The 23983-nt window shown below is 43.0% G+C and carries 18 protein-coding genes and 2 pseudogenes; 3 read left to right on the top strand and 17 right to left on the bottom strand.

Annotated elements, in window-relative coordinates; translation table 11 throughout:
* Positions 1-227: 227 nt before the first annotated feature.
* The 17 genes and pseudogenes from ACFQ2T_RS12780 to ACFQ2T_RS12705 form a co-directional block, all read right to left on the bottom strand.
* On the bottom strand, positions 228-782 hold the full coding sequence (locus tag ACFQ2T_RS12780; protein WP_379035009.1) for a DUF2380 domain-containing protein: 555 nt from the start codon (positions 780-782) through the stop codon (positions 228-230).
* A 268-nt stretch (positions 783-1050) separates the two neighbouring features.
* The gene (locus tag ACFQ2T_RS12775) at positions 1051-1254 is read right to left on the bottom strand and encodes a hypothetical protein (protein ID WP_379035007.1); all 204 of its coding nucleotides are present in this window, start codon (positions 1252-1254) and stop codon (positions 1051-1053) included.
* Between the two features lie 164 nt (positions 1255-1418).
* Complete coding sequence (locus ACFQ2T_RS12770) at positions 1419-1991, bottom strand: hypothetical protein (protein WP_379035005.1); 573 nt, start codon at positions 1989-1991, stop codon at positions 1419-1421.
* A gap of 248 nt (positions 1992-2239) precedes the next feature.
* Positions 2240-2458, bottom strand: a complete 219-nt coding sequence (locus ACFQ2T_RS12765; protein WP_379035003.1) for a hypothetical protein — start codon at positions 2456-2458, stop codon at positions 2240-2242.
* A gap of 625 nt (positions 2459-3083) precedes the next feature.
* The gene (locus ACFQ2T_RS12760) at positions 3084-3788 is read right to left on the bottom strand and encodes a Crp/Fnr family transcriptional regulator (protein ID WP_379035001.1); all 705 of its coding nucleotides are present in this window, start codon (positions 3786-3788) and stop codon (positions 3084-3086) included.
* Between the two features lie 153 nt (positions 3789-3941).
* The gene (locus ACFQ2T_RS12755) at positions 3942-4673 is read right to left on the bottom strand and encodes a Crp/Fnr family transcriptional regulator (RefSeq protein WP_379034999.1); all 732 of its coding nucleotides are present in this window, start codon (positions 4671-4673) and stop codon (positions 3942-3944) included.
* Between the two features lie 210 nt (positions 4674-4883).
* Positions 4884-5537, bottom strand: a complete 654-nt coding sequence (locus tag ACFQ2T_RS12750; protein ID WP_379034997.1) for a PEP-CTERM sorting domain-containing protein — start codon at positions 5535-5537, stop codon at positions 4884-4886.
* A gap of 602 nt (positions 5538-6139) precedes the next feature.
* Positions 6140-7303: a beta-glucosidase gene (locus ACFQ2T_RS12745; protein ID WP_379034996.1), complete on the bottom strand. Its 1164-nt coding sequence runs from the start codon at positions 7301-7303 to the stop codon at positions 6140-6142.
* Position 7304: 1 nt separating this feature from the next.
* Positions 7305-8456 (bottom strand): UDP-galactopyranose mutase, encoded by a 1152-nt coding sequence (gene glf / locus ACFQ2T_RS12740; protein WP_379034994.1) that lies wholly within the window; start codon positions 8454-8456, stop codon positions 7305-7307.
* Positions 8456-9709 (bottom strand): glycosyltransferase family 1 protein, encoded by a 1254-nt coding sequence (locus ACFQ2T_RS12735; RefSeq protein ID WP_379034992.1) that lies wholly within the window; start codon positions 9707-9709, stop codon positions 8456-8458. Before ACFQ2T_RS12735 ends, glf begins: the two co-directional genes overlap by 1 nt.
* Before the next feature lie 436 nt (positions 9710-10145).
* Positions 10146-12557, bottom strand: coding sequence for a catalase (locus tag ACFQ2T_RS12730; RefSeq protein WP_379034990.1), 2412 nt, complete (start codon positions 12555-12557; stop codon positions 10146-10148).
* Between the two features lie 181 nt (positions 12558-12738).
* Complete coding sequence (locus tag ACFQ2T_RS12725; protein WP_379034988.1) at positions 12739-13026, bottom strand: hypothetical protein; 288 nt, start codon at positions 13024-13026, stop codon at positions 12739-12741.
* A 204-nt stretch (positions 13027-13230) separates the two neighbouring features.
* A pseudogene (locus ACFQ2T_RS12720) lies at positions 13231-13299 on the bottom strand (hypothetical protein); the annotation flags it as partial.
* Between the two features lie 20 nt (positions 13300-13319).
* Positions 13320-13385 (bottom strand): annotated as a pseudogene (locus ACFQ2T_RS14635) (DUF4113 domain-containing protein); the annotation flags it as partial.
* Between the two features lie 426 nt (positions 13386-13811).
* The gene (locus ACFQ2T_RS12715; RefSeq protein ID WP_379034986.1) at positions 13812-16274 is read right to left on the bottom strand and encodes a PAS domain S-box protein; all 2463 of its coding nucleotides are present in this window, start codon (positions 16272-16274) and stop codon (positions 13812-13814) included.
* On the bottom strand, positions 16261-17829 hold the full coding sequence (locus ACFQ2T_RS12710; RefSeq protein ID WP_379034984.1) for an ATPase domain-containing protein: 1569 nt from the start codon (positions 17827-17829) through the stop codon (positions 16261-16263). Before ACFQ2T_RS12710 ends, ACFQ2T_RS12715 begins: the two co-directional genes overlap by 14 nt.
* 134 nt (positions 17830-17963) lie before the next feature.
* On the bottom strand, positions 17964-18428 hold the full coding sequence (locus ACFQ2T_RS12705) for a PA2169 family four-helix-bundle protein (RefSeq protein WP_379034982.1): 465 nt from the start codon (positions 18426-18428) through the stop codon (positions 17964-17966).
* Between the two features lie 1064 nt (positions 18429-19492).
* On the opposite strand from ACFQ2T_RS12705, the gene ACFQ2T_RS12700 reads away from it, so the two are divergent.
* Genes ACFQ2T_RS12700 through ACFQ2T_RS12690 form a run of 3 tightly spaced genes read left to right on the top strand, consistent with a single transcriptional unit; the run spans position 19493 to position 23957 of the window.
* Positions 19493-21361, top strand: a complete 1869-nt coding sequence (locus ACFQ2T_RS12700; protein ID WP_379034980.1) for a TonB-dependent receptor plug domain-containing protein — start codon at positions 19493-19495, stop codon at positions 21359-21361.
* The gene (locus tag ACFQ2T_RS12695; RefSeq protein WP_379034978.1) at positions 21358-21870 is read left to right on the top strand and encodes a YfiR family protein; all 513 of its coding nucleotides are present in this window, start codon (positions 21358-21360) and stop codon (positions 21868-21870) included. Before ACFQ2T_RS12700 ends, ACFQ2T_RS12695 begins: the two co-directional genes overlap by 4 nt.
* Positions 21870-23957: an EAL domain-containing protein gene (locus tag ACFQ2T_RS12690; RefSeq protein ID WP_379034976.1), complete on the top strand. Its 2088-nt coding sequence runs from the start codon at positions 21870-21872 to the stop codon at positions 23955-23957. Before ACFQ2T_RS12695 ends, ACFQ2T_RS12690 begins: the two co-directional genes overlap by 1 nt.
* The last annotated feature ends 26 nt before the right edge of the window (positions 23958-23983 follow it).

Here is a 23983-nt window from a genome sequence, read left to right as displayed (position 1 = left end):
TGATAGTCCAACTGTTCTTGTACTAATGTATTTCGGAAAAGCTTTGTTACATCTAACTAACTCTCAAAAGGACAAACAAAGTTAGAGTTGAGAGAAAACTTTGTGCTGGTTTACTTATTTAGAACATCTTTAGATTACTCAGAATAGGTTGTTAAGATAGTCAGTTCAGAACTGCTTTTACTGTAGGAATAATCTAACCAAATCAAGCTTCTGTGAATTGCCAACGATTATGGCAACTTCCGCATTTTCTCAACTGTTTTTTCTGTTAGCAAATCCAATCTCTCTTTAACTGTTTCCGCAAGCTTTTCGGCAGTACGGATAGTCGTATTTTGATCTAACCATGAGCTTTCCAATTGAGCATATTTGGACATTACAACCTTCTTAGTTTTCATATCCACAATCAACAATCTAGGATAGACAAATAAATAAGTGGGTTTGAATGCAACTCCAATGACCAAATAATCTGCATTTGTATCTTTATTTAAATCCGCCGCAGTTTCTACGTTTTCATAAAGATAGGACGGGGAATTCTTATTTATTTCATCCTGGACTTTCACTGACGAGGGAATGATCGTGAGTCCCTTATTACTAAGTTGATTTTTGAATGTCGATGTAAGTAATTCGATCCTTATCAATTCTTCAGGTGCATTTGGTAATCCAGTTCGATCATCAAGCTGAAACGCAAGAACAACTATTTTTGGCAAGCTTTCTTCTGCAACCCCTTCACCGGAGGCGAGAAGTATAGTCAAGGAAAGAAACAAATTGAGGATGATATATTTCATGGTGAAGTTTGATGCAACATATTTGGCAAGTTTAAATATTTCGCTAAATAATTGGCATCGGTATACAGCTGATTGCACAGTAAGAGGTTCGCTATCTAATCTTTTTAGCCCATAGACTACAGCAGTTGTTTAAGTAAAAAAAAGGGACGTGCAGGCACACATCCCTAAGGCAATCAAAGAACCCTAGTCCCCAATTACCATCATGAAACCGGTGATGTTAATGTACCCACACAAGATTAATTTAAAAAATGAAATTTGACATAGGGATTCAAGCATCAGCATTTTTATCAAGAATCTCTTTATCGTTAAATTCGTGACCAGGCTTTGTAATATGAAGTTCTAGTTCAGAACCTTGTTCTTGAATGGTTTCTACAGATGATTTTGTCTTACCGCAAGGATCATTTTTAATTCCATTATCGATACCATTAACTAATTTTCTCTCAGAAATCTCAGAAATCGAACATTGAGTCATATATATCCATATTAAGTCTATTTGGTTAATAGTAATTTATAGGAATTTAATTGACCAAGTGATAGGTATTTTGCCGAGTCGTATGTAAGACATTGGTTAAAGATGCAACCATGATTAGGTTAATTCTCATAGATTTGAAGTTTAAGATCGCTTAGTAGACTTAATTAATAGAATTTCGACTCAGCCAGCGAATCAATGCTTTGACACAATGCTTCGTAGTTATGCATAGGAGCGTTATCTATTGCTTGGAGGTAATCGGTATTTTTCTTTAATTTTTGTATCACCTCATCAAATGCTTGTTGGTAAGATTTATGGGTAAAATTTTCAGCATTATATGATACCCAGCCGCGCGCCTGCCCTTGTCCTTTGACTGTCAACAGTGGCTTCCCTAATACGCTGTTTTGGTCAGGGTTAGTATAAATTTTTGCTGTAATCTCGCTATAAAACACCCCCCTCTGTAGGTTATAAAACATGCTTGGTATGATCAATATTAAAGCTTGTCCAGTTGGCTTAGTCTGACAATCGGATGTTTTGAAATGCTGCGCATTGAAACTACCCTTGCCAGCTTTTTCAGCTGACTTGCCGCGATTGTGCCAGTAATCAACCCGTGGATGAGATAGGCGAGTTGGATGCTGATAGAACGTTGACGGTATCTGGAATACCAAAGTGGGCTCCTCGTGAGCGCATACATAACCACTCCAGCTTGTAACTAGGAGGAAGAGCAGAATTTCTTTCATAGATTACTCCTAGTGTAAGGTTTAAGCCTTACATTAATCCCCAAGCAGTGTAAGCATGGGTTACTACATCTAAATTAGTAATCTGGCTGCTCTACTGAAATCATTTAATAGATTAATTCCAGCATCATGTTTACGAATGTATTTCGGGATATGTGCAGAAAAAGCAATTTCTCCGAGAATTATCTCACTTCAATACAAACCCGAGCATGGTTTCTTAGTATCTGAAATTTGCAAGTTTAAATCTCAATCTACTTTTCCTCATCTGCAAGTTCATCAGCTTCCGGATCTAACCCAGGCGTATGTGATTGCCCAGGATCGATAGTATTTTGATCAGCTGGGTATGCTTCATGTTCAGGCGAAATCTTTTGAGATTGTTCTTCCCGAACATCGATTTCGTTCGTCTCAGATGGGATAACACTACTCTCTAGGGAATTATCGTCAGTTCCTACTTTTGCAGTAAGGGCCATTTTGAATCTCCAATTTATTTGACACAATGTGCGCATCAAAGAGTTATGACATAGGAGTATAGGTGGGGATGATAAGAGTAATAAGTGAGATACCGCTGATTGTTATGTAGGCATTCTGTTGCTAAAACAATCAAGCTAATTCCGACGAGTGAAACCACTAAGCCAATATAAATCTACTCTTGATGGAATAGTTACATAATCAAGCACCTATCAGAAAAAGAATCAGTGACAAGATGCCAACAGGCACGATTATCGCGACTGCACCCGCACCGACTAAAAGAGCTGCCGTAGAAGCGTTCATATCACGAACCTTCAAGAGGTCACCATGCGGTGTTGGGGACTTTTGAACAGGCTCAGTGTCTTGATGCCTTGATAATCGCGGTTTCCTCATGATCAAACTCTGCTTAAGAATATTGCAGAGTATTGCATTACTCAATGAAACCTTCAGTCTGATAACGTACACACCCGCATGTATTTCTTCAATTTGCAACCGCATAGGACGGATAAGGATTGTTTAATACTCAATTCCGACGATGCAAATCATTAAGACGGTTTAAAGAAAAATGAGGTGCTTTATCTTGAGAGGCTTAAGTCTAATTTAGAGTGATGCATTAATCATGAGGATTCAATGAAGGATTATTGTAGATTCATACATTTGCTTGTCCAGCTGATAGCAATAACATGCTTTCTGCAGCAATGCCGCCCGGTTTAATATCTCAAAATGCCCCCGACTGTAATGTACTATTTTCGCTTGCTGTAATCGATTTGCAGCATTATTAATCCCTGCTCTACGGACACCCAATAAAGTCGCAAGTAACTCTTGGGTGATAGTTAAAGTCGATGTTTGCAACCGATCACTGTAGTTGAGCAGCAAGCGTGCCAGCCGCTGCTGTACATCATGGAGGCCATTACACACCGCAGCCTGCGCATATTGCGTAGTCCTTACTGCAATATATCTATCCAGACAAATGCAAAAGCTTTTGCTGCTTAACTTTAAGGCATATAAATGCTCAGCTGAAATGCGAAGCGCGGTTCCGTTTACCAGCACTTTGGCCGAGTAAGGCACAAACTGAACACCCAGTGCTGGCACGATTCCTAACATGCTTTCATTGCCAATCAACGCAATGGCTAATGGTTTATCTAATGTATGCTGAAGGATTAAAGCGATGATGCCGCAAGTTGGAAAATATACATGCTCAATGGCTATACCTGGCGCATTTAATTCTTGGCCAAGCGCTAGATCTACCCATACACCATATTTTACAAGTTGATTTTGACTACGACTGTCCAATTGGCTTATTAACTCGTTCCGAACGGGTGTGTGTTCCATCCAACAAAGTAACATATCAATGCTATTTCATATGTTCGTTTCCACACATGCGGAGAATTAATTCGCATTAGCTTGCGCTTAGCAGAGAGAATGATCATTCCACAAAAAACGATACGAATTGAATATATTTGGTCTAGGTGAAAGGTATTGGTTTCATTGATGATGTCTTTTCATATCCGGTAGTAGCCGATCAAACTCTGTTTTTACTACCTTATAACATTCACAAACAGTCTTTTCCAGCTTGGGTCGGTTTAACACACGGATATGCCCACGAGAGTACTCAATCATGCCAGCACGTTGCAACTTTCCTGCGGCCTCAGTGACCCCTTCGCGTCGTACGCCCAACATGTTAGCAATCAACTCTTGGGTCATGTGAAGATCATTTGCAGGTAGTCTATCCAGACTCAGCAATAGCCATCGACACAATTGTTGTTCGATGGAATGATGGCGATTGCAAACTGCAGTTTGTGTCATTTGTGTTATCAAAGCCTGCGTGTAACGCAACAGTAAATGCATCATTGCGCCACTTCGATTGAACTCCAGTTTTAATAGATTGGATTTCATCCTGTACCCATAGCCTGCGCTTTGCACCACAGCACGACTAGGTGTGGTTTCGCCACCCATAAATAATGAAATCCCTAATACCCCCTCATTACCAACAACGGCAATCTCAGCGGATGCGCCACTTTCTAATACATACAATAGGGAAACTATGGAAGTTGTTGGAAAGTAAACATGTTGTAGCTGCCCACCCGATTCGTATAGTGTATGGCCTAAGGGCATATGGACATGCTCAAGCATTGGTTGAATGCGCTTGTAATCAGATTCAGGCAGGGCCTCCAACAAATGATTCTCCTGTGGTTGTGGAGTGGGTTGGCCAGCCATGTTCCGCCCTTTGCTGAAAGTTTAGATCATAGTACACGTTACAGATTTAATATGTTCGATAGCGTACATAAACGCTTCCGAGAAATGACTAGGGATAACGTGCTTGCTCAAAGTCATTCTCCTGTCTTTGATCGAGAGCATCCCTGGCTAAAGTAAAGACGCCATCAAATGGCGTCTTAATATGCAAAGAAAATTAATCAGAGTCAGTTTTTAAGATGTTTTTTTGGAGCGGCGTGCGCCTATCAATCCCATGAGCCCAAGCCCAGACAGCACCATTAGGCTAGTAGAAGCCTCAGGTACAGCTGATGTAGCAAAGCCATCTGCATTTGACCCAATACCATTTGAGATCACAAAATTTCCTGGTTGGTAGTTTGTGGCATTGGTTCGGATAATTTGAATGTAGCTTGTTGTTCCTGGCTGAATATCACCCAAACCCACCGGTATAAAATTAAATCCAATGACACCTGCAAGCGATCGGTCTGCATTGTCTGAGGTTTCGGTACCTGTTGTAAATATCCCAAAACTAGTTGCAGTCTGAAACACATCGACTGAGCTTGCACCCAAGCTACTGAAGTCAAAGGCCGCAAATCTGTGAATACCATTCTGAGAGCTTTCTTCGCTCGTAAATTGATAATAGAAATCCAAGCCAGATGCCGTACTATAAACCGCTGAGCGAGCAGTGCCATTGTAACTAGCATTACTTATTGCAGTGGTGGCTGTATCAAGCAAGGTTCCTCCAAAATAACTACCCACGATATCAACAGGGGCAGTCGATGTATTTACTGCTAGCGCTGTTGCATTAGCATTACCTACTAATCCAGCCAAAACTAGAGTAGTCATTAGTATTTTAATTTTCATGTGCATATTAAATTCCTTAGAGGGGGTGGGAGAAGCAATCAATTTACTAATTGCTCTTCATCATTCCCCATTCAACATTGGAACTCTGTACGCTAGAACACTTATCTAAGTAAAAACCTGGAATTTATTTTTGCCTTGTACATTCAAGGGGAAGGTAAATGGTGGCTAATAAAAGGCGAATTAAACTATGGAAGCCTGGTGCTAAAGAAACAACATCCACAAAAAATTCTGCATTAATGTGAGGGTATTCTCGACTCATCGAAAATGTGAATAGACAGAGTGCGTTAACGCACAGAAGACGGAAGAAGTGAAAAGTATAATTCCGTATACAGATTTCAACCAACTCAACAAATCATGAAATCGGGTATCGCCTGTTATCCAGATTCAGATGCTTGCGTTTGTTTAAATTTGTTTGTGACGTTTACTCTTTTCTAAATGGATTTCCCCAGCCATATAGAAACGGGAAATCCCGCTTCGGCGGGATTCTTTTCTAGTCAAAAGTGCATTCTCGAACATTAAAGCCATCTGGGCATATCTGTAAACGCATTTGGCAATATTGCATTAGCTATTTAGATCTGACTATTCTGCCTGTACAGATTCAAAGACATCTAATTATTAAAAGTTTCAAGCCTGCGGCTATGAGATTCATCAGAAATGAAGTTGTAATGATTCATTTGCCATTCCTGCAGGACTTCAGCTAATGGAGAATGTATAGGTCTTTGACCAGTATTATTTGCATAGCCAAGCAATCCAGTTGGACACTGCCGGTCATCATCCCAGCCGGGATAATCTATGACTGGATAGAGACATACTCCGTCCATGGGAATTCCTACTGATTGTGCTTTAGCCACTTCACGAAAAATATAGCTTGCCCATGTTGATCTACAATCCCCCTCTGCACCTGTTTCAGCAATCAACATGCTCCGGCCATAGCGCAAATACACCTCAGCCAGCATATCGTGCAACGGTCGGTATCCAAATGACGCGGCAGACAGACGTTCACCATCCAGATACCATTGATTTGTGCTGTAATAATTTAACCCAATAATATCGAGGTATTTTGGATCGCCACCCAGCCCTGGCCATGACTCTCCAATCAGCATATCAAACGCTTCAAATTGCGATTGGCGGTAAGCTTCGGCTGGGCCTTTTTCTGCAGGATGGCCTATTCTGGGTAATACATTAATCAAGGGTTCTGCGGTAATGAAACGGGTGTGGGGATCAACCTCACGAATAGCTTCAATAGCCGCTATGGTGGCACGTACAAGTTGATGCTTTAGTTCTAAAGCACGACCGGTTGACATTGGATTAAATAAGGCAATGTCTCCTCCGGCCCAAGCCCAAAAAGATATTTCATTTATCGGACAGATTAGTGGTGTAATCCCAGTTTCATTTTTAATGACATGGACTGTTTCGGCCGCGAACTTTGCAAACCGGGTCACAAATTCCGGACGCCAGATATTCAAGTCGTCAGGAATGCCGTAATGGCAAAGGTCCCAGATTATTTCTACTTGCGCTTGATGTGCAGCACGGAGCATTGGTAAGAAACTTGACCAGTCATACTCGCCAGCCCTTGTTTCAACCAAATGCCAGCGAAGCCCATCTCGCAAAGTTTTAAGACCATGCGCTTGCAATGCACTGTAATCTTCGTAAGCCCATTGGTCGTGTATGGATGATGCAATAAGGTCAAGTCTACGCCCATCCCATCTACGATGCGTAGAACATTCAAAACCACCCATAAAGAAACTTTTGAAATTTTTTGAGGATTGCAATTCACGTCTCTGTTAGCGCAACTGGCATTGCAAGATTTGAATTAGGCTCCGCAGTGGCCAATCTTTGATAGGTAGCCAAAGCCTGTCCAACCACCTGGTCCATGTTGTAATACTTGTAGGTCGCCAATCGCCCAACAAACGTCACGTCTGGTGTAGCATCTGCCAGTGCTTGATACTTTTTGTACAATTCAGCATTTTGTGGTCGCGGAATTGGGTAGTACGGGTCCCCCTCGGCTTGAGGAATCTCATAAGTTAGAGCAGTTTTTTCATGCACCTGGCCTGTGAGATATTTATATTCGGTGATACGTGTATGCTCAACATGTTCATCCGGATAATTCACCACCGCGACAGACTGGAATTTTGGTTTATCTACAGTCACATGACGGAATTCGAGAGAACGATAAGGCAATTTGCCGAAGCAATAATCAAAATATTCATCAATGGGACCGGTGAAAATCAGATGCCTAAACTCAGCTGTACTTTTTACCGTCCGGTAGTCTACATCTAGCATGATGCTGATATTCGGGTGTTCCACCATCTTTTCAAACATGGCTGTGTAGCCATCTAATGGCATCTGCTGGAATTCATCCAAAAAATAGCGGTCGTCACTATTAGTTCTCGTAGGTACACGGGAAGTGACAGACTTATCCAACTCTGATGGATCAAGCCCCCATTGTTTCTTGGTATAGCCGCGAAAGAATTTTTCGTATAGCTCTGTGCCTATCTGGTTAATTACCACATCCTCTGAAGTTTTAATTTCTGCCACAGGCTCGGCGCGCTCTGCCAGAAATTTTTCCGCTTGGGCAGAGTCAAGATTTAAACCATACAATTTATTGAGGGTGCTTAGGTTGATAGGAATTGGTAACAATTGACCATCGACATCCGCCAGCACCCGATGCTCATAGGCGCGCCACTTCGTAAAGCGGGATAAATAATCCAGAATTCTTTGCGAGTTAGTGTGAAAAATATGCGGACCATACTGATGGATCAGGATACCGTCATCATTGACATAATCATAAGCGTTACCACCAATGTGGGGCCGGCGATCAATAAGAAGCACGCGCTTATTCAAGTCTGTAGCCAATCTTTCGGCAAGTACACTACCAGCAAAGCCGGCTCCTACTATCAAATAATCAAATTGAGTTTTAGCCATTAGTTGCTACCCAATAGTATTGGGCTAGCTTGCGTAACCTGATTAAGAAAAGTTTTGGCCGGGCTGACCTGCAATCGATCTTCCATTAACAAATACATGTTTTGCCAGGTTTTGTCCCAGGACATGCCGCGCAATATTGTGTCAGCTTTGGTTGCGATGGCATTTGGATTACCCATGGCAATCAGTGCGATCTCAATGCTTTCAATGAACATCTCGCTATCACCAGCAATTAAAACCAAGTCACTTTCCCCATACATGTGTACCACATCATGAATCGGCGTAGACACTACAGGACGACCTCCTGCCAAGTATTCTGGTGTCTTTGTCGGGCTGATGTAACGGGTGGATTGATTGATAGCAAAGGGCATTAATGCCACTTCCCAGCCACATAAATAAAGCGGCAACTCGCCATAAGCTTTTGGTCCAAGATAATGAATGTTTGGCAGTCTAGGCAGAGTTGCTGGATCTATCTTGACAATCGGCCCTATCATTATGAGCTGCCATTCAGGACGGGCCGTTGCAATCTGTCTAAGCAATTCGACATCAATCCGCTCATCAATCACGCCATAAAAGCCAATTTTAGGGCCTGGTATGTTAGCTTGATCTAACGGCTGCTCGTTACTGAGCCGTGCCATGCCAAAATGAAGAACATCGACACTGCTCGGCATGGGATGCACATTTTGATGTTGTTTACGTTTTGTTTCATACAAACTGTAGCCGCCAGTAAATACGATGTCGGCTTTTTTAAATAAAGCCTTTTCAAAATCTAGCAAAGCTGGCGGTGCACCGAGGAAAGCAGAAAGTTCATCCATACAGTCATAAACCACCAACGAAGCATTGAGGTGATCTGTAAATGCCAAACTCATTGGTGTGTAATACCATAGAATTGGATCTGCCTCTGCAATCATTAAATAACGATCAAGTAGGTTCCTAAGTAAATCTGTACCCTCAGTTGTACTTATATGATGTGCAGGAAGATGCGGAATTAATACGCGAACACCTTCATCCACCATTTTGACTTCCAGCCAGGCAGTTTCGCCTTCACTTAAAACTGGCTCCTCAAAAAACAAAACCTGAAACATTTTTGCGAATCGACTCATGAGATGCTGTGGTCTTTGATAGACAAAATTCCAGCGTAAATGGGATAAGCACAGAAGGGTAGGCTTAGTAGGGTCTGTTAGGGTAACTAATCCAGAGTTGCTTAGTGCCTCATGTGGCAAAACACTTTTTACTTCAAAAGGCGACCTACTCATTCACAACTCCTAGTTAATTTACATCCTGCTTGGTTATTTATAGGATAGGTGAATGTTTGGGCAGACATAATCGGCCATTAAATTATTCTATTGTAGGAGGATGTTAAGCCTTAGAATTGGTGCGGCCTGAGAGCAGTTTTGAATTTAAAATATTTAGTAATGACGAGATATGAGGATTTGCTCAGGCAAACAATTAGATATTTGTAGTTTTATATTTGGCTATCTCACTTGTTAAGTGAAAGCATTGCGGACTGCTGAATTTAAAAACCACAACAGCAGTCGTAGTAGATAGGCAGAAAATTATTTACCTCACTAATTAAAAAGCCAGCCTGGTTAAGGCTGGCTTAGTTTAAAACATTGAATAACTACGAATATTCTCATGCATTATTTTAAATACATGCTCAATATTGAAAAAGCGCTTAAAGTTTGAGTTCTTTCAAACTAATGGTGGATCAGTTTCTCTTGAGTGATCGCGGGGCTTCCCTACTGCCATCATAAACTGCTCTATGGATTGCGAAGTTGTGTCGTCATCATATTCGTTAGAAATGATTAGTCCTGGATCTACCGAACCGTCTGGTAAAGTGACTTCAATGCCAGCCTTGTCCAGTAAAATCTTCGCTGAATTTGACACCATGATAGGTTTGCAGTGGCGGTACTGGTCACGCAGGAATTCAACGGTATGGGCATCGATAGCTAAATTAGTCACCGAGCGTTCACCGTCTGCAATGACCATGGCGTCAAATAATACTCCCGGCATTGTTTCCAAGGTGGCTTCTACATTCAAGGTATCACCCTGACTGGTTTCAATTTTGCCTAATTGAGAGCTCAAAACCCTAGGCACGCCACCTTGAGAAAGAATCGCATCATATAAAGCATTGACGCTGTCGCCATTTACACCATTCGCAGCCAAGATGGCGATACGTTTGGTCTTAATAGTGCCATCACCTGGATAATGGGTTTCTGATAGGGCTGGCGATGCGTCTAATACCGGGAAAGGGATTTCACTGGCCAAAGGCGCTGCGACTGGCAAATCGATTCCTAAACCATTTGCCACCGCTTGGGCTAATGTCTGATCCACGTTCACTAACAAAGACACCACTCGTTCTCGAATCGCTGGGACTTGAACACGGGTCAATTCGAATCTGAATGCATTGATAATGTGCTGCTTTTCAGCTCTCGACTGGCTGATCCAGAACAAGCTGGCTTGTGAATAATGATCGGCAAATTTTTCAGGCTTGCCGCGCACTTTGTCCTCTGTAATTGTCTCTGGGAAACTGGTGAATCCCTGCATGCCCGCCTGAAATGGACAGCCACCGCCTAAAGAATTGGGTTCATAAGCAACCCTGCCACGGGGAATATTCTGTCTATGCATGCCATCCCGCTGGTTGTTATGAATTTCCTGTAACGGGGCATTGATTGGAATCTCATGGAAGTTTGGTCCACCCAAACGTGTAAGTTGTGTATCCAAGTAGGAATGTATGCGTCCTTGAAGTAGGGGATCATTGCTGAAATCAATGCCGGGGATAATATGTGCAGTACAGAAAGCCACTTGTTCAGTTTCTGCAAAGAAATTGTCAGGGTTACGGTTTAGCACTAACTTGCCTACAGGAAGTAGTGGTATTAATTCCACCGGAATTAGCTTGGTCGAATCCAGGACATCAAACTCAAATTCGTCTGCTTGTTCTTCGGTGAATATTTGCAGGCCAAGTTCCCACTCAGGGTAAGCACCTGATTCAATGGCTTCCCACAAGTCCCGGCGATGGAAGTCAGCATCAGCACCACTGATTTTAACTGCTTCATCCCAGGCTAATGAATGCGTCCCAGCCACTGGAGTCCAGTGGAATTTACAAAATACAGATTCATTTTTTTCATTGATCAGCCGGAAGGTATGTACGCCGAAGCCTTGCATCATGCGATAACTACGTGGGATAGCTCTGTCTGACATTTGCCAAAGCAGCATGTGAGTAGATTCTGGCATCAGGGATACAAAATCCCAGTAAGTATCATGCGCAGAAGATGCTTGTGGCATGGCATGGTGCGGCTCAGGTTTCACAGCGTGTACCAGATCAGGAAACTTCATCGCATCCTGAATGAAAAACACAGGAATATTGTTCCCCACTAAATCCCAGTTTCCGGAATCAGTATAAAACTTCACTGCAAAGCCACGTACGTCTCTTACGGTATCACTTGAACCACGTTCACCGGCTACAGTCGAGAAACGAACAAATACCGGCGTTTGCTTTCCGGCTTCATTAAATGGCGTCGCTTTGGTGTATTCGGATAAAGGCGCGTAATTTTCAAAATAGCCATGTGCCGCAGAACCACGGGCATGCACTACACGCTCAGGAATTCTCTCATGGTCGAAATGCGTAAGTTTTTCACGCAGAATAAAATCTTCCATGGCAGTCGGGCCACGCAAACCAATTTTAAGTGAACTCTGGTTATCGCCTACCGCGACGCCCTGATTTGTTGTGAGCACTTGTCCGTCTGAATCCGCCCGCACACGATCCAAATCACCTTTTTGCAGATTTTCGCCATCAGGTGGCGGTCCTTCCCCAGTCTTTTCACTGGTATTGGATTCACTTACTGTACTGGCACGGACAATTGGGTCTGATGCGTCAGCAGTAGCACCTGCGAAAGGACATCGAGCTGCTTGGCCGTACTCCGATGCTTTTGTTTCGTTATAGGGAAAAGCGCTGGATATTTCGTCTGATCCAACAAACTTCTCTAATAATTCCGTATGGATTGCGTCATCTGAAGCAATATCCGGCTGTTCATGGGTGGATGGTCCTGAAACAGTGGATAGGACAGAACCTAATCCAACTTGAGTTTTCGATACTGTGGCCATGATATTTTCCAAAATGAAATGAGAAGGTGCGTGGAGTATGTATATCTAAACTCAAGGCAGTTATAAGTGCTTCCTTATTCGAGTGTAGGAGAATCGATCAAAGTTAAACGAATCGAATATTTACGAAAATACAGACCACCGAATATGAAATGTGAATTATTCCTGTCATGGAATATGTTGGTCACAAACATCCCAACGACATAGCATTTTTTAATTTTCGGTTTAATTCGGCTGGATGTTCATCAAAGACTGATGTTAAGTTTCGTTTCTTTGATTGGAACAAACAATTAACCTTCATTGAGGCTATTTCCGGGGTATGAATTATCATCACCTTGGCACCGCTTTTACACGCTGCTTCTGCAATTTCATGTAATTCTTCAGCTGAGATGGTTACGGAATCTAGGGTGAAGCCCAAGCCTGCCTTTACGATCCGTATTAACTCATCGGTCGATTTATCCTCGAAGCTCATCAGGTTCTCCTTCCGTTACTATATTCTCAGACCGTTTGCGCCGAAACTTGGGGTGCAAGTCTTTTAGAGCATTAGGTGTATTAGTCTTGGATAGAGGGAATGCATCTAATGAAGTCTCAACCATAATCTGTTTATTCATTGTGATCTGTCGCATAACGAACATATGGATTAAATTAAGTCGTAATCTATTATGGGCGAAAGGAATTATCTCGCTTCTAAAAGCTCAGCCCAGTCTCCTGTGTAATAAGGACTCTTGAAGTTACCCTGCATCGACCATCTTTAGTTTCGTCTGTGCCTTCTGAAGCAAGCCAAATAGTCCCTATGGAATATTTGTTATTGATTTTATCCATAACACTCACCAGTGATTCAGACTTCTCATCACGCCGTATATAACCAATTTTATAGAAATGAATGAGAATATTATGAGTTGGAAAGTAAAGCCTGATTTCTCTGGATGAATGACCAGATTTTTCAGCCCGGCATTGAGAAAAGAAAAACGGCTCACATTTCTGCAAGCCGTCTTTTATATTTTGGTAGGGTTGCGGGGATCGAATCCACGACAAACGGATTAAAGGTCCGCTATCCTTCCAATATCCAATTTAAAATTATTTTAAATTAAGAAACTGATTGAGTTTTTTCACAAGCTTCAAACCAATGAAATTTTTATTGACCAGTGCCCACTTTCATCTTCTCGGGCGCACCAGTCAGAAAAGCAAAGCCAAGATAGTGATTACTAACTTGGCTTTTTTTACCTGCCTTGGATCTGGCTCTCTTCGCTATGAAGTTCAAATGAGCTCATTCACTTTCATGATTAACGAATCCATCTCAAATGGTTTAGTAATCATTGCCATACCCTCTCGTAAAAACCCGGATGAAGCGACGGCGGTTTCAGCATAGCCAGTCATAAACAAGACTTTTAAGTCAGTTCTTTCAACCAGGGCAGCATCTGCAATTTGTCTACCATTCAATCCTGGCAGTCCAATATCTGTGAGCAGTAGATTAATGGGCGTTTTGCTTTTTAAAATATCCAGGCCGGAAGGACCATCATTTGCCTGAAGGGTTTTAAACCCGATATCTTGCAGTGCATCCACAACAAGCCCCCTGATAATTTCATCATCCTCAACCACCAGTATGACTTGACCATCCGCTTTTACAGAGTCAGAGGTAGTTTTATTTTCAACGACTGGCAATGAGCTATATCTGGGTTCATACCTTGGTAAATAAATGTGCAAAGTTGTGCCATCGCCTACCGCACTTTCAATTTTACTGAATCCTTCCGACTGCCTGGTGAAACCATAAATCATTGATAAGCCTAGCCCTGTACCCTGCCCCTGCGGCTTGGTGGTAAAAAACGGATCAAACGCTCGCTCGATCACATCAGGTGGCATGCCTGTCCCAGTATCACTGACAGAAATCCTGATGAACTCGGCTTCATCTGAACTAGCGAATTTTTTCTCTATCACGTTCTCGGTTTTAATTTTCAGCTGACCACCATCCGGCATTGCGTCACGCGCATTAATGGCCAGATTCAGTATCGCATTCTCTAATTGGTTGATGTCGCAAAGTGTTTCCCAAAGGTTCTTGTCCAAGTCCAGCTCGAACAAAATATTTTCACCTAAGGTTCTTAATAACAAATCCTCCATCGTCTTTATAAGAGGATTTACCTGAACAGGCTTAGGATCCAAGGGTTGCCTACGTGAAAAAGCTAACAAGCGATGCGTCAAGGCAGCCGCTCGAAAGGATGCATTCAAGGCATTATCGATATAACGTTCAACCTCTATGGCTTTACCAAGCTCGATACTTTTTTTAATGACATTCAATGACCCGGTTATGCCTTGTAGTAAATTATTAAAATCATGGGCAATGCCGCCTGTTAGCTGGCCTACGGATTCCATCTTTTGAGATTGCCTGAATGCTTCCTCAATCTTGAAACGCTCATCCATTGCTGTTTGCAGTGCCAATGTCCGTTCTGCAATACGCTCTTCCAGAATAATTTGCGAGCGATGTGCGATTTCTTCACCCAATTTTTGATCGGTGATATCCATTACAAACAGATGGAAACCATCAACAGAGGCGTTTTTTGAGAAGCGTGGTAAAAAGCGCACTTCCGCATCTCTTCTTTTACCATCTGCATGCGGCCAAGCAAGCTCGGATCGGATGTCAGTTCCACCTAATGCGTTGACTATATGCTTCAAGGAGGTTTTAGCAGTTCTTTCGACCAGAAAACTGTCTATCTGGTGGCCGATGAGTTCATTAGCACGCCTGTAAAACCAGGATTCGCAAGCATTGTTCACGAATCTGATCCGGTGCTCCAGATCGATAAATGCAATCAACACCGGCAGGGAATCCGTGACTAATCGAAGTTCACTTTCACTTTGCTTTAAGGATTCTTCAGCTTTTTTACGCTCATCTATGTCAATTAAAACCCCTGGAAAACGTATGGCAAGTCCCTGTGAATCTAACTCACAATTGCCATTTGCTTCAATCCAGCGCCAACTACCATCTTCATTTTTTACACGGTACTCAGCTCGATATGCTCCTCCGGTTTTAACTGTTTCAGCAATTACCTGATTCAGGTAATCTTTATCTTCAGGGTGGATTAACTGAACAAACGTATCAACAGCGACCCCATTTTTTAATGCATGTGCATTCGTTCCAAAGGTTTTGGCCAGGCGCTCATCACCCGTCAGTATGTCATTTTGAACATCCCAAACCCAAGTTCCCAATACTGTGCCAGAACTTAATGCCAGATCAATACGCTCGTTAGAAACGCGTAACTGCTCTGCAGATTGATTGAGTGCCTCAAGTTGATCACGAATCACATATTGTCTGACTCTTGCAGATAACGCCCACTTCACCGCACTGATCAGAGACTCCCTGCTTAAAGGCCTTTCAAGCACCATTACGTTCGAGATTCTTTCAGGTAGAAGACTGCGTACAGCGATACTGTTTGTGTGAGAGGAAACCAGTTTGGCTGGTGCCAGATATATGAAAGGAATATCAGACCAGGATGGCTGCGCATTTAAAGCGTCAATTAATAGTGTCAGATCTATTCGCGCTATAGACTCACTGGTCAACAGAACGGCACCTGTTTCATCGCTAAAGGAAAGTGCTAACTCATGAGCAGAATGAACGACTTGGGCGTCGATTTCAGAGTTTGATAATAATGTTTGACAATATTCCGCATCTCTACCGAGTGAAGCCAAAATCAGTACGGTGCACTTCCCCACTGAACTATTGGATTTCATCTGATCGTGGTTCTAATAATTGGTCAGAGCTGCCTTTGAAATCTGGCACACCTGTTAACACACCCTTGAATTTATTTAACACTTCACCAACACGCAATCCTTTTGAGTCAATCCTCAATTCACGGATAGTATCTTCATGTGAACCGCCACGATTTTTAATAATTGATATTGCTTTTCTGATTCTGCCTTCAAATTCAAAAAAGCGTAGCAAAATCACCGCATCGGCCACATAGCTGACATTCAGCCCGGTTACTGACATGGTTCCAACAAGGCTTTGTTGCGGGTTTATTATTAATGTAACCACCCCTTGCTGATTTAAATAGGACAGTATTTCATGGATTTGCAGAAGTAATTGTTTTTCTTGTGGCATTGAAGATATGTAACCAGCCAGGCTATCCACCACAATCATTTTGACATCGCATTCTTCAACTTCTTTTTTGACTATACAAGTAAATTCACCTGGCGTGATTTCGGCAGGGTCCATCTGTCTTATGTGAAGTTGATCAGCGTCTATATATTGTTGGAGATCGAATCCCAGAAGCTTTGCTCTCGTCAGAAGCGTACCGATTCGTTCATCAAATTCATAGATCACAGCACGCTCACCACGCTTACAAGCCTCTGCAACATACTGAAGGGCAATATTTGTTTTGCCGCTGCCAGCAGGCCCGGTAATCAATGTAGTCGTTCCTTTTAACATGCCTCCATCTAACAATTTGTCTAACTCATCGATTCCGGACTTAACTGGTTCACCTACAAAAGGAGTATGAAAATTGGATGCAGTCAATCTTGCATAAACAATGACTCCGCCTTTTTTGATTGAAAAATCGTGAAAGCCGGCAATGAAATCTACACCCCGAAGTTTTTGAACCTGCAATCTTCGAGTTGCGCCACCGAACTCCAGTGTTTTCCGTTCAAGGGTAATCACGCCATGACAAAGACTATGCAGGTGCACATCACGTTCGCCAGCGTTACCTGTCATATCATCAACAAGTAGTACGGTAATTTTCTTCGAGGCAAAATGTTGTTTCAGCATTAATAGCTGACGTCTGTAGCGCAGCGAGTCCTGGGCTAACAATCGCATTTCTGACAGGCTATCAAACACCACCCTTGTCGGTTTTATTTCTTCAACTTTGTCAGTGATAAGTTTAATGGTTTCCGAAAGCTCCACTTCCCAGGGATGCAAGATACTCTGTTCACGATCAAAACTGAGCGCAACATCCGCCTGTGCAAGCTCAAATAATGGCATCGCTTCCAAATCCCAGCCGTGGGATTCACCTACTGAATATAATTCTTCAGCAGTTTCTGACAAAGTGACATATAGAACTTTCTCACCATTTGATAGGCCCTCTTTCAAAAACTGTATCGCAACAGTCGTTTTTCCAGAGCCAGGTGCACCTTCCAGCAAGTAAAAACGGCCTGCCGGCAACCCGCCCTTGAGCACAGCATCCAAACCCTCTATGCCTGTGCTAGCTATTTTGGTTTGTTCTGGATTTGAGTTCATTAATTCAATCGAATATAAAATAAATAGTACACAACTTACGCGTGTTGCAATCATCCGTCAACTAACAGCAGGACTTGAAACTGCTATCAAAAGTTTGAATATACTGATGAGTTAAGGCGAGTCTTAAACGCTAATAAATGCTGATGATTCTTGGCAAATCAGCTAACTTTATATGTGCTGCCAATGATTTAGTGTGCAGCAGCTTCTTGAGCAAATATCGCTCTCAACTCTACAAGGCGCTGATGATTTTGTTTTAGTATCTCAAACTGCCGTGATAGTAGAATCTCTGCATCCGGGGGTATTTCCAGTGAAAGAGCCTCGTCATAAGCACTTAATGTCAGCTGTTCATCCAGTTCGGTTTGATTGATGACTGCCAAATTGTCATTCAGGGAAAGTGCGGATTTAAGGTCTATCCATTTTCTATGCAAAGTACCACTGAGCGAAGTTGTGGTTGCTGGTATGCCATCAAAAGACTCTACTAAACCCTGTAAATCCCTGACTCTTTCTGCAACCTGCTTTGACCTCAACAAGAAGAAATCCTTGAGCCGTTGATCGGTGACTTTTTCTGCAGAATCGATAAAACCCTCTTCATCGTCTTTGGAGTCTTCGATTAAGTCATTAATAGTATCCAGTAATTTATTGTTATCTATCATCGGTTATCTCCATTAAGAGCTTAAAGTATCTCCTTAATCAGGATGGTGTTTAACCCGCCTGCCGCTTATAAATCCGTAGGAATATTCTGATTGATGTGTTGGCTTTTACGCTTGCACCAGAGGCGAAAATGAATGATGACAACTTCAATTTTATTGCAGTCTATCTTAAGTGAAAGCTAAACCTGAAGTCGTGCATGTATCAAGATACCTCCGGTTTAACTCCCTTTTTAGTCAGACAATTCACTCCTAATCAGTCATTCTGCGTCGATCGACCCAACACTTTAGCCGGTACGTAAGTCTGAATGCCATTTGCCTGCGTCCGGGTTTTGGCCAGCCTTATGTGATGCAAGGTCAGGTCGGGACCATTGCCAACCTGGGATGACAAGAAAAGCGGGCGAGTTTGCATCAGTGCTCGATGGCGAATGGCAGCAGACGACAACTGCCATTGCTGCAAGCAGAGCGTTTACCAGTGAAAGCAGCGTTCAGTGGTGATTTAAAGGTTGACCTGGCTTTGCTCAGCGTAACCTGATTGTTTCTGGAATTAATCTGCCGGTAAAAAAATCGCTGTTAAAACATCAGCCGCTGCACGTTCTGATAGACAATGTGATGCTGGAAGTCACAGGTTCTTGTGAACCTTGCTCAAAATGGAGCCAGTGCCTGGGGCAGACGGATACTACGTCATGCGTGACCATGTCAGGATAACGGCGCTCATCATGGTGTGTTACGTATGGGAGATACTCTAGAGCTTGTTGTAGACACTGCTTTTTATAAAACTCGGCAGTCACTTTTACCTCTTTTTTATCCCTTTCTTGTATTCATTTACTACCAAATCAACGGTTTTTCCCGTTTTAGTAAAACGAGGTTTCGTATTCTAGAAAATAGTGTTTGCTGTTTGTAGGCAACAGTATTTTTTGCTTTTTGGAATACCGTTTTATGGTTAAAGATATATTCAAAGTAGCCGTTAAGTGAGCATGCAGTTTTACTCCCGAAAATGTTGTTTTCAAGCTTTCGTAACGTTAATCACTTTACTGGGCTGCACGTCTGTTCTTGGGGCATCCAAAGATGTGACAGACATCCCTTTTGAAAACTTGGTCCAGACAGAAATCATCACTGCTTCCAAAATCGGTCAACAAATCAGCAATGCGCCTTCTGCAGTCAGTACCGTTACTGCGGAAGATATTCGCAAGTTCGGCTACCGCTCGCTTGCCGACATTATCAATAGCATGCGTGGGCTTTATACGACCAATGACCGTACCTATACCTACCTGGGTGGGCGGGGATTCGGCCGCACCGGTGATTATGCCGGGCGGGTGATGCTACTTATTGATGGATACCAGGCAAACGACAATCTTTATAACGCGGGCTATCTTGGTAACGATGGTTTGCTGGATGCAGAACTGATCGAAAGAGTTGAATATGTGTCGGGTCCAGGGGGGATCACATACGGGAACGGTGCATTTTATGGAATCATTAATGTCATTACCAAAAAAGGCAATGACATCAATGGCCTGCAGACAGGGCTGGATGCTGGAAGCTTTGGCAGCCAGAAAGAGCGTATTACCTACGGCAAGACATTCGATAATGGCTTGAACGTATTACTTTCAGCCTCGCGTTTTAATAGCGACGGGCAAACCCATTACTATCCCGAATTCGATTCCCCCGCCACTAATAACGGTCGTTCCGAAAACCTGGATGATGAGCGCAACCGGCGCTTTTTCGGCAAGCTGATTTTTGGTCAATGGACATTAAGTGGCGCGTTCGTGAGCCGCCGCAAAAGTGATCCGACAGCCCAGTTCGGGGCTGACTTCAATACAAATCCAAACTGGCTACAGGACAGCAATGGCTACGTAGACCTTAAATACGACGAGGACGTCAGTGAAGCACTTAAAGCCTCTTACAGGACATATTACGGCCAGTACCAATACCAGAGCCGGGCTGTTTTCAGCGGCGACCTATATTCAGATAAAAACCTGGGACGCTGGTGGGGCTCAGAGGCAAAATTCACTAATACAAATTACATCAACCACAAACTGCTCTACGGTGTGGAATACCGTAATGATTACCAGCAGGATTTTTACCTGCCTGATGCCTCCATCGAGAACAGTCAGTATCTCCTGAGTGGATATGCGCAGGATGAATATCAGTGGCGCAATAACCTCAAGCTGAACTTGGGTGCGCGGTATGATTATGGCGGTAAAAATGCAACGTTCGTCAGCCCCCGTCTGGCAGCTATTTATTCGGCAAATGAAGTCACTGATTTGAAACTCTCCTATGCATCAGCTTTCAGGAGACCGAATGCTTATGAGAAATATTATTCAGACCCTAGCTTTTTGGTGCCCAACAAAAATCTTCGGAAAGAAACCGTTAATGCCACTGAACTGGTCATAGAAAACCATCCGGATAACCAGACCAAGATTCAGAATTCGTTTTTTTATTACACTACGCATAACCTGATTGCCACTAACGATATTGGCGGGACAGGGATTTTGCAGTATGGGAACTTGAGCGACTCCAGCACACGCGGCGCAGACATCGAACTGGATCATTTCTGGAAGTCTGGTATTCACTTGAAAACCAGTTACTCATGGCAACTTGCTGAAGACAGTAATGGACAGTGGCTCGTGAATTCACCCAAGCATTTATTCAAATCCAACCTTTCTATGCCATTGTTAAGCAACAAGGTATACCTTGGCGTTGAATTGCAATCATTCGGGCGCCGGTTAACCGAGCAGCGCAACGACATCGCCGGTTATAGCCTGATGAATGTCACCCTATCTTCAACCAATCTCATTCCTCATGTGAATCTGAGTGCGACGGTACGCAATCTGTTTAACCGTGATTACGCAATTGCAGCATCGAGCTTCAACACTCAGGAAACTATTCTTCAAGATGGCAGGAACGTCTGGGTTCAGATGGTATATCAATGGCCATGAAGAAACTTTGCGCATTGTTTACTGCTGTCGCTTGTTGCTGTTATTGCAATCAGTTGGCTGCCGCCATTCCCGAGCTGGATATGCGTTCGGCTTACCTGTATAACTTCGCACAATTCGCCGACTGGCCGGCCAATGACCAACCCAGTTTCAATATTTGCACGCTAGAAAAGGTTGCCGAAAGCCTCAGCCCTGATGTACTGGCTAATAAAACGGTGCATGGTAAAAAAATAAAACTATCCCAGTTTTCTGAGTCTGCTGATATTACAGAATGCCAAATGGTGTATTTAAATACCCCTGATTCAAGCTATTCCGCAAAAATCGCAAAGAAGCTAAGCACTGAACATGTGCTTACGGTTGGAGAAGACGGCAGCGGCAACGGTCCGGGTATTATCAACCTGTCTGTTAAAAATAACCGTTTGGTGTTTGATATTGATCTGGCAAAAGCGCGCAAAGCAAATATATCCCTTAGTTCAAAACTGATCCCGCTGGCACAGAAGGTGCGTGAGTGATGATTTCCATTAGATTAAAAAACCTGTCTATACGGATTAAATTATTGCTGGCGCAAGGACTGGTGACTGTTTCTGCACTCATGGTGCTGTTAGCCATTGTTCTCGGTTACGGATATACCAGTTTCAGAAATGACTTATACAAAGACTTGGACACGCAAGCGACCATCATTGAGCGTAGCAGCAGTGCTGCAATTTTATTCGGCGATAAAAACACGACCAATGAAATCCTGTCCACGCTCAAATTAATGAGCAGCATTAACCGCGCTTACATATTCCACGAGGGTGCTTTATTAGCCAATTATGAAAAAGAGGGCATTGCAAAACCTCATCGCCAGTTGGATGGCAAAGTAATTCTTCAAGCACTGAAACATCAACGTTCCAGCTTCAACACGCATATGCTCATCAAAGATATTGTGTTCGATGGCCGCGTGATTGGTACACTTTTTATAGAAGCCAACCTGGATAAATTAAACACCCGATTGAGTCTGTTGATCCTGGCGGTAGCCATTGCTGCAATGATGGGGTTGATATTATCGCTGTTGGTTTCGATAAAAATTAACAAGTTTCTGACCCAGCCTATTTTGAGCTTGACCAGCCTTGTGGGCAAGGTATCAAATACCCATGATTATTCGGTGCGCAGTCATTTGCTGACTCAAGATGAGATTGGCAGTCTGGCCAAGGGTATCAACTCGATGCTGATCAGCATCGAACAAAGAGATGAACAGCTTGAAACTGAACTTGCCAAACAAAAAGAAACAGAAAAAGCACTGGATCGTCTGGCCTACTTTGACACAATCACACAGTTGCCGAACCGGCATTTCTTTAATCAACAATTACCTAAAAAAATTGCCGAAGCTGCCAGGTTTAACAAAATTTGCTGCCTGATGTTTATCGACCTGGATGATTTTAAAGTGGTCAACGACACATATGGTCATAGAATCGGAGATCAGTTACTAGCTGAAGTGGGGCAGCGACTCAAAAACAAGCTCAAATCGGGAGATGAAGTGTTCCGTATAGGCGGAGATGAGTTCGCCATACTCATATCTGACAACAATCAATTCTCACATGCGCGTGAATTAGCGACAAAAGTGATCCACGACTGTGCAGAGAAATTCATCATTAATAACAATGATTTATACATTGGAATCAGTATCGGCATCAGTGGTTCTACACAACCGACGATACAAGCGGCCGATTTATTGCGCTCTGCAGATAACGCAATGTACCGGGCAAAAAATGAAGGAAAGAATAATTTCAAATTCTTTTCTAAAGAAATTGATGACGAATCCCATTTCAGGCACTACCTGGAAAATGCACTCAGAGGCGCCTTAAGCCGCAATGAGTTTGAAGTGTTCTATCAGCCGATTGTCAATTTAAGAACCGAGCAGATCGTTGGCTTTGAAGCCTTGCTGAGATGGCACGAACCCATTTATGGCGATATTAGTCCTGCTGTATTCATTCCTTGTGCAGAGCGCATCGGCGTCATCTTGCCAATTGGCGAATGGGTATTACGTGAGGCCTGCCTGCAACAAAAACAGTTGCGCGATGAATTTGGCTTTGATTTCATCATGAATGTGAATCTTTCCGGCCGGCAGCTACGGGAGTTCGATGTTGTGCATAAAATCCTCGACATTGTGTCAGAGACAGGCATCAATCCGTCGTCGCTCAACATTGAGTTGACCGAGAGCGTGCTCATGGATAACTCCCAGTCTACGATAAATAAATTCCATGCCTTGCGGGCAGCAGGCGTGAGCATTTCAATCGATGATTTCGGGACAGGCTACTCATCCCTGAGCTACCTGAAGCGATTCCCGATTAACACGATCAAAATCGACCGCAGTTTTATTATGGACATAGCGCACGATTCCGAAGACCAGGCCATTACGCTTGCTATCATTGCGTTGGCGAACACACTGAAACTCACGGTGGTTGCCGAGGGGGTTGAGACCCAGGAGCAAAAAAGAATATTAAGATTGAATAATTGTGAAAAGGCACAAGGCTATCTGTTCAGTAAACCTTTACCGTCTACCGCTTTAAGAGATACCATCGAATCTTTCTTGCAGCCCCTGTATGATCAAACAGCATAGTTAAGCCTGATTCATATCCAGTCTTT

This window comes from Methylophilus flavus, from assembly GCF_042678905.1.
Taxonomy (GTDB): domain Bacteria; phylum Pseudomonadota; class Gammaproteobacteria; order Burkholderiales; family Methylophilaceae; genus Methylophilus; species Methylophilus flavus.
The sequence above is the reverse complement of the archived record's forward strand: the minus strand, read 5'-3'. Positions and strand labels throughout refer to the sequence as shown.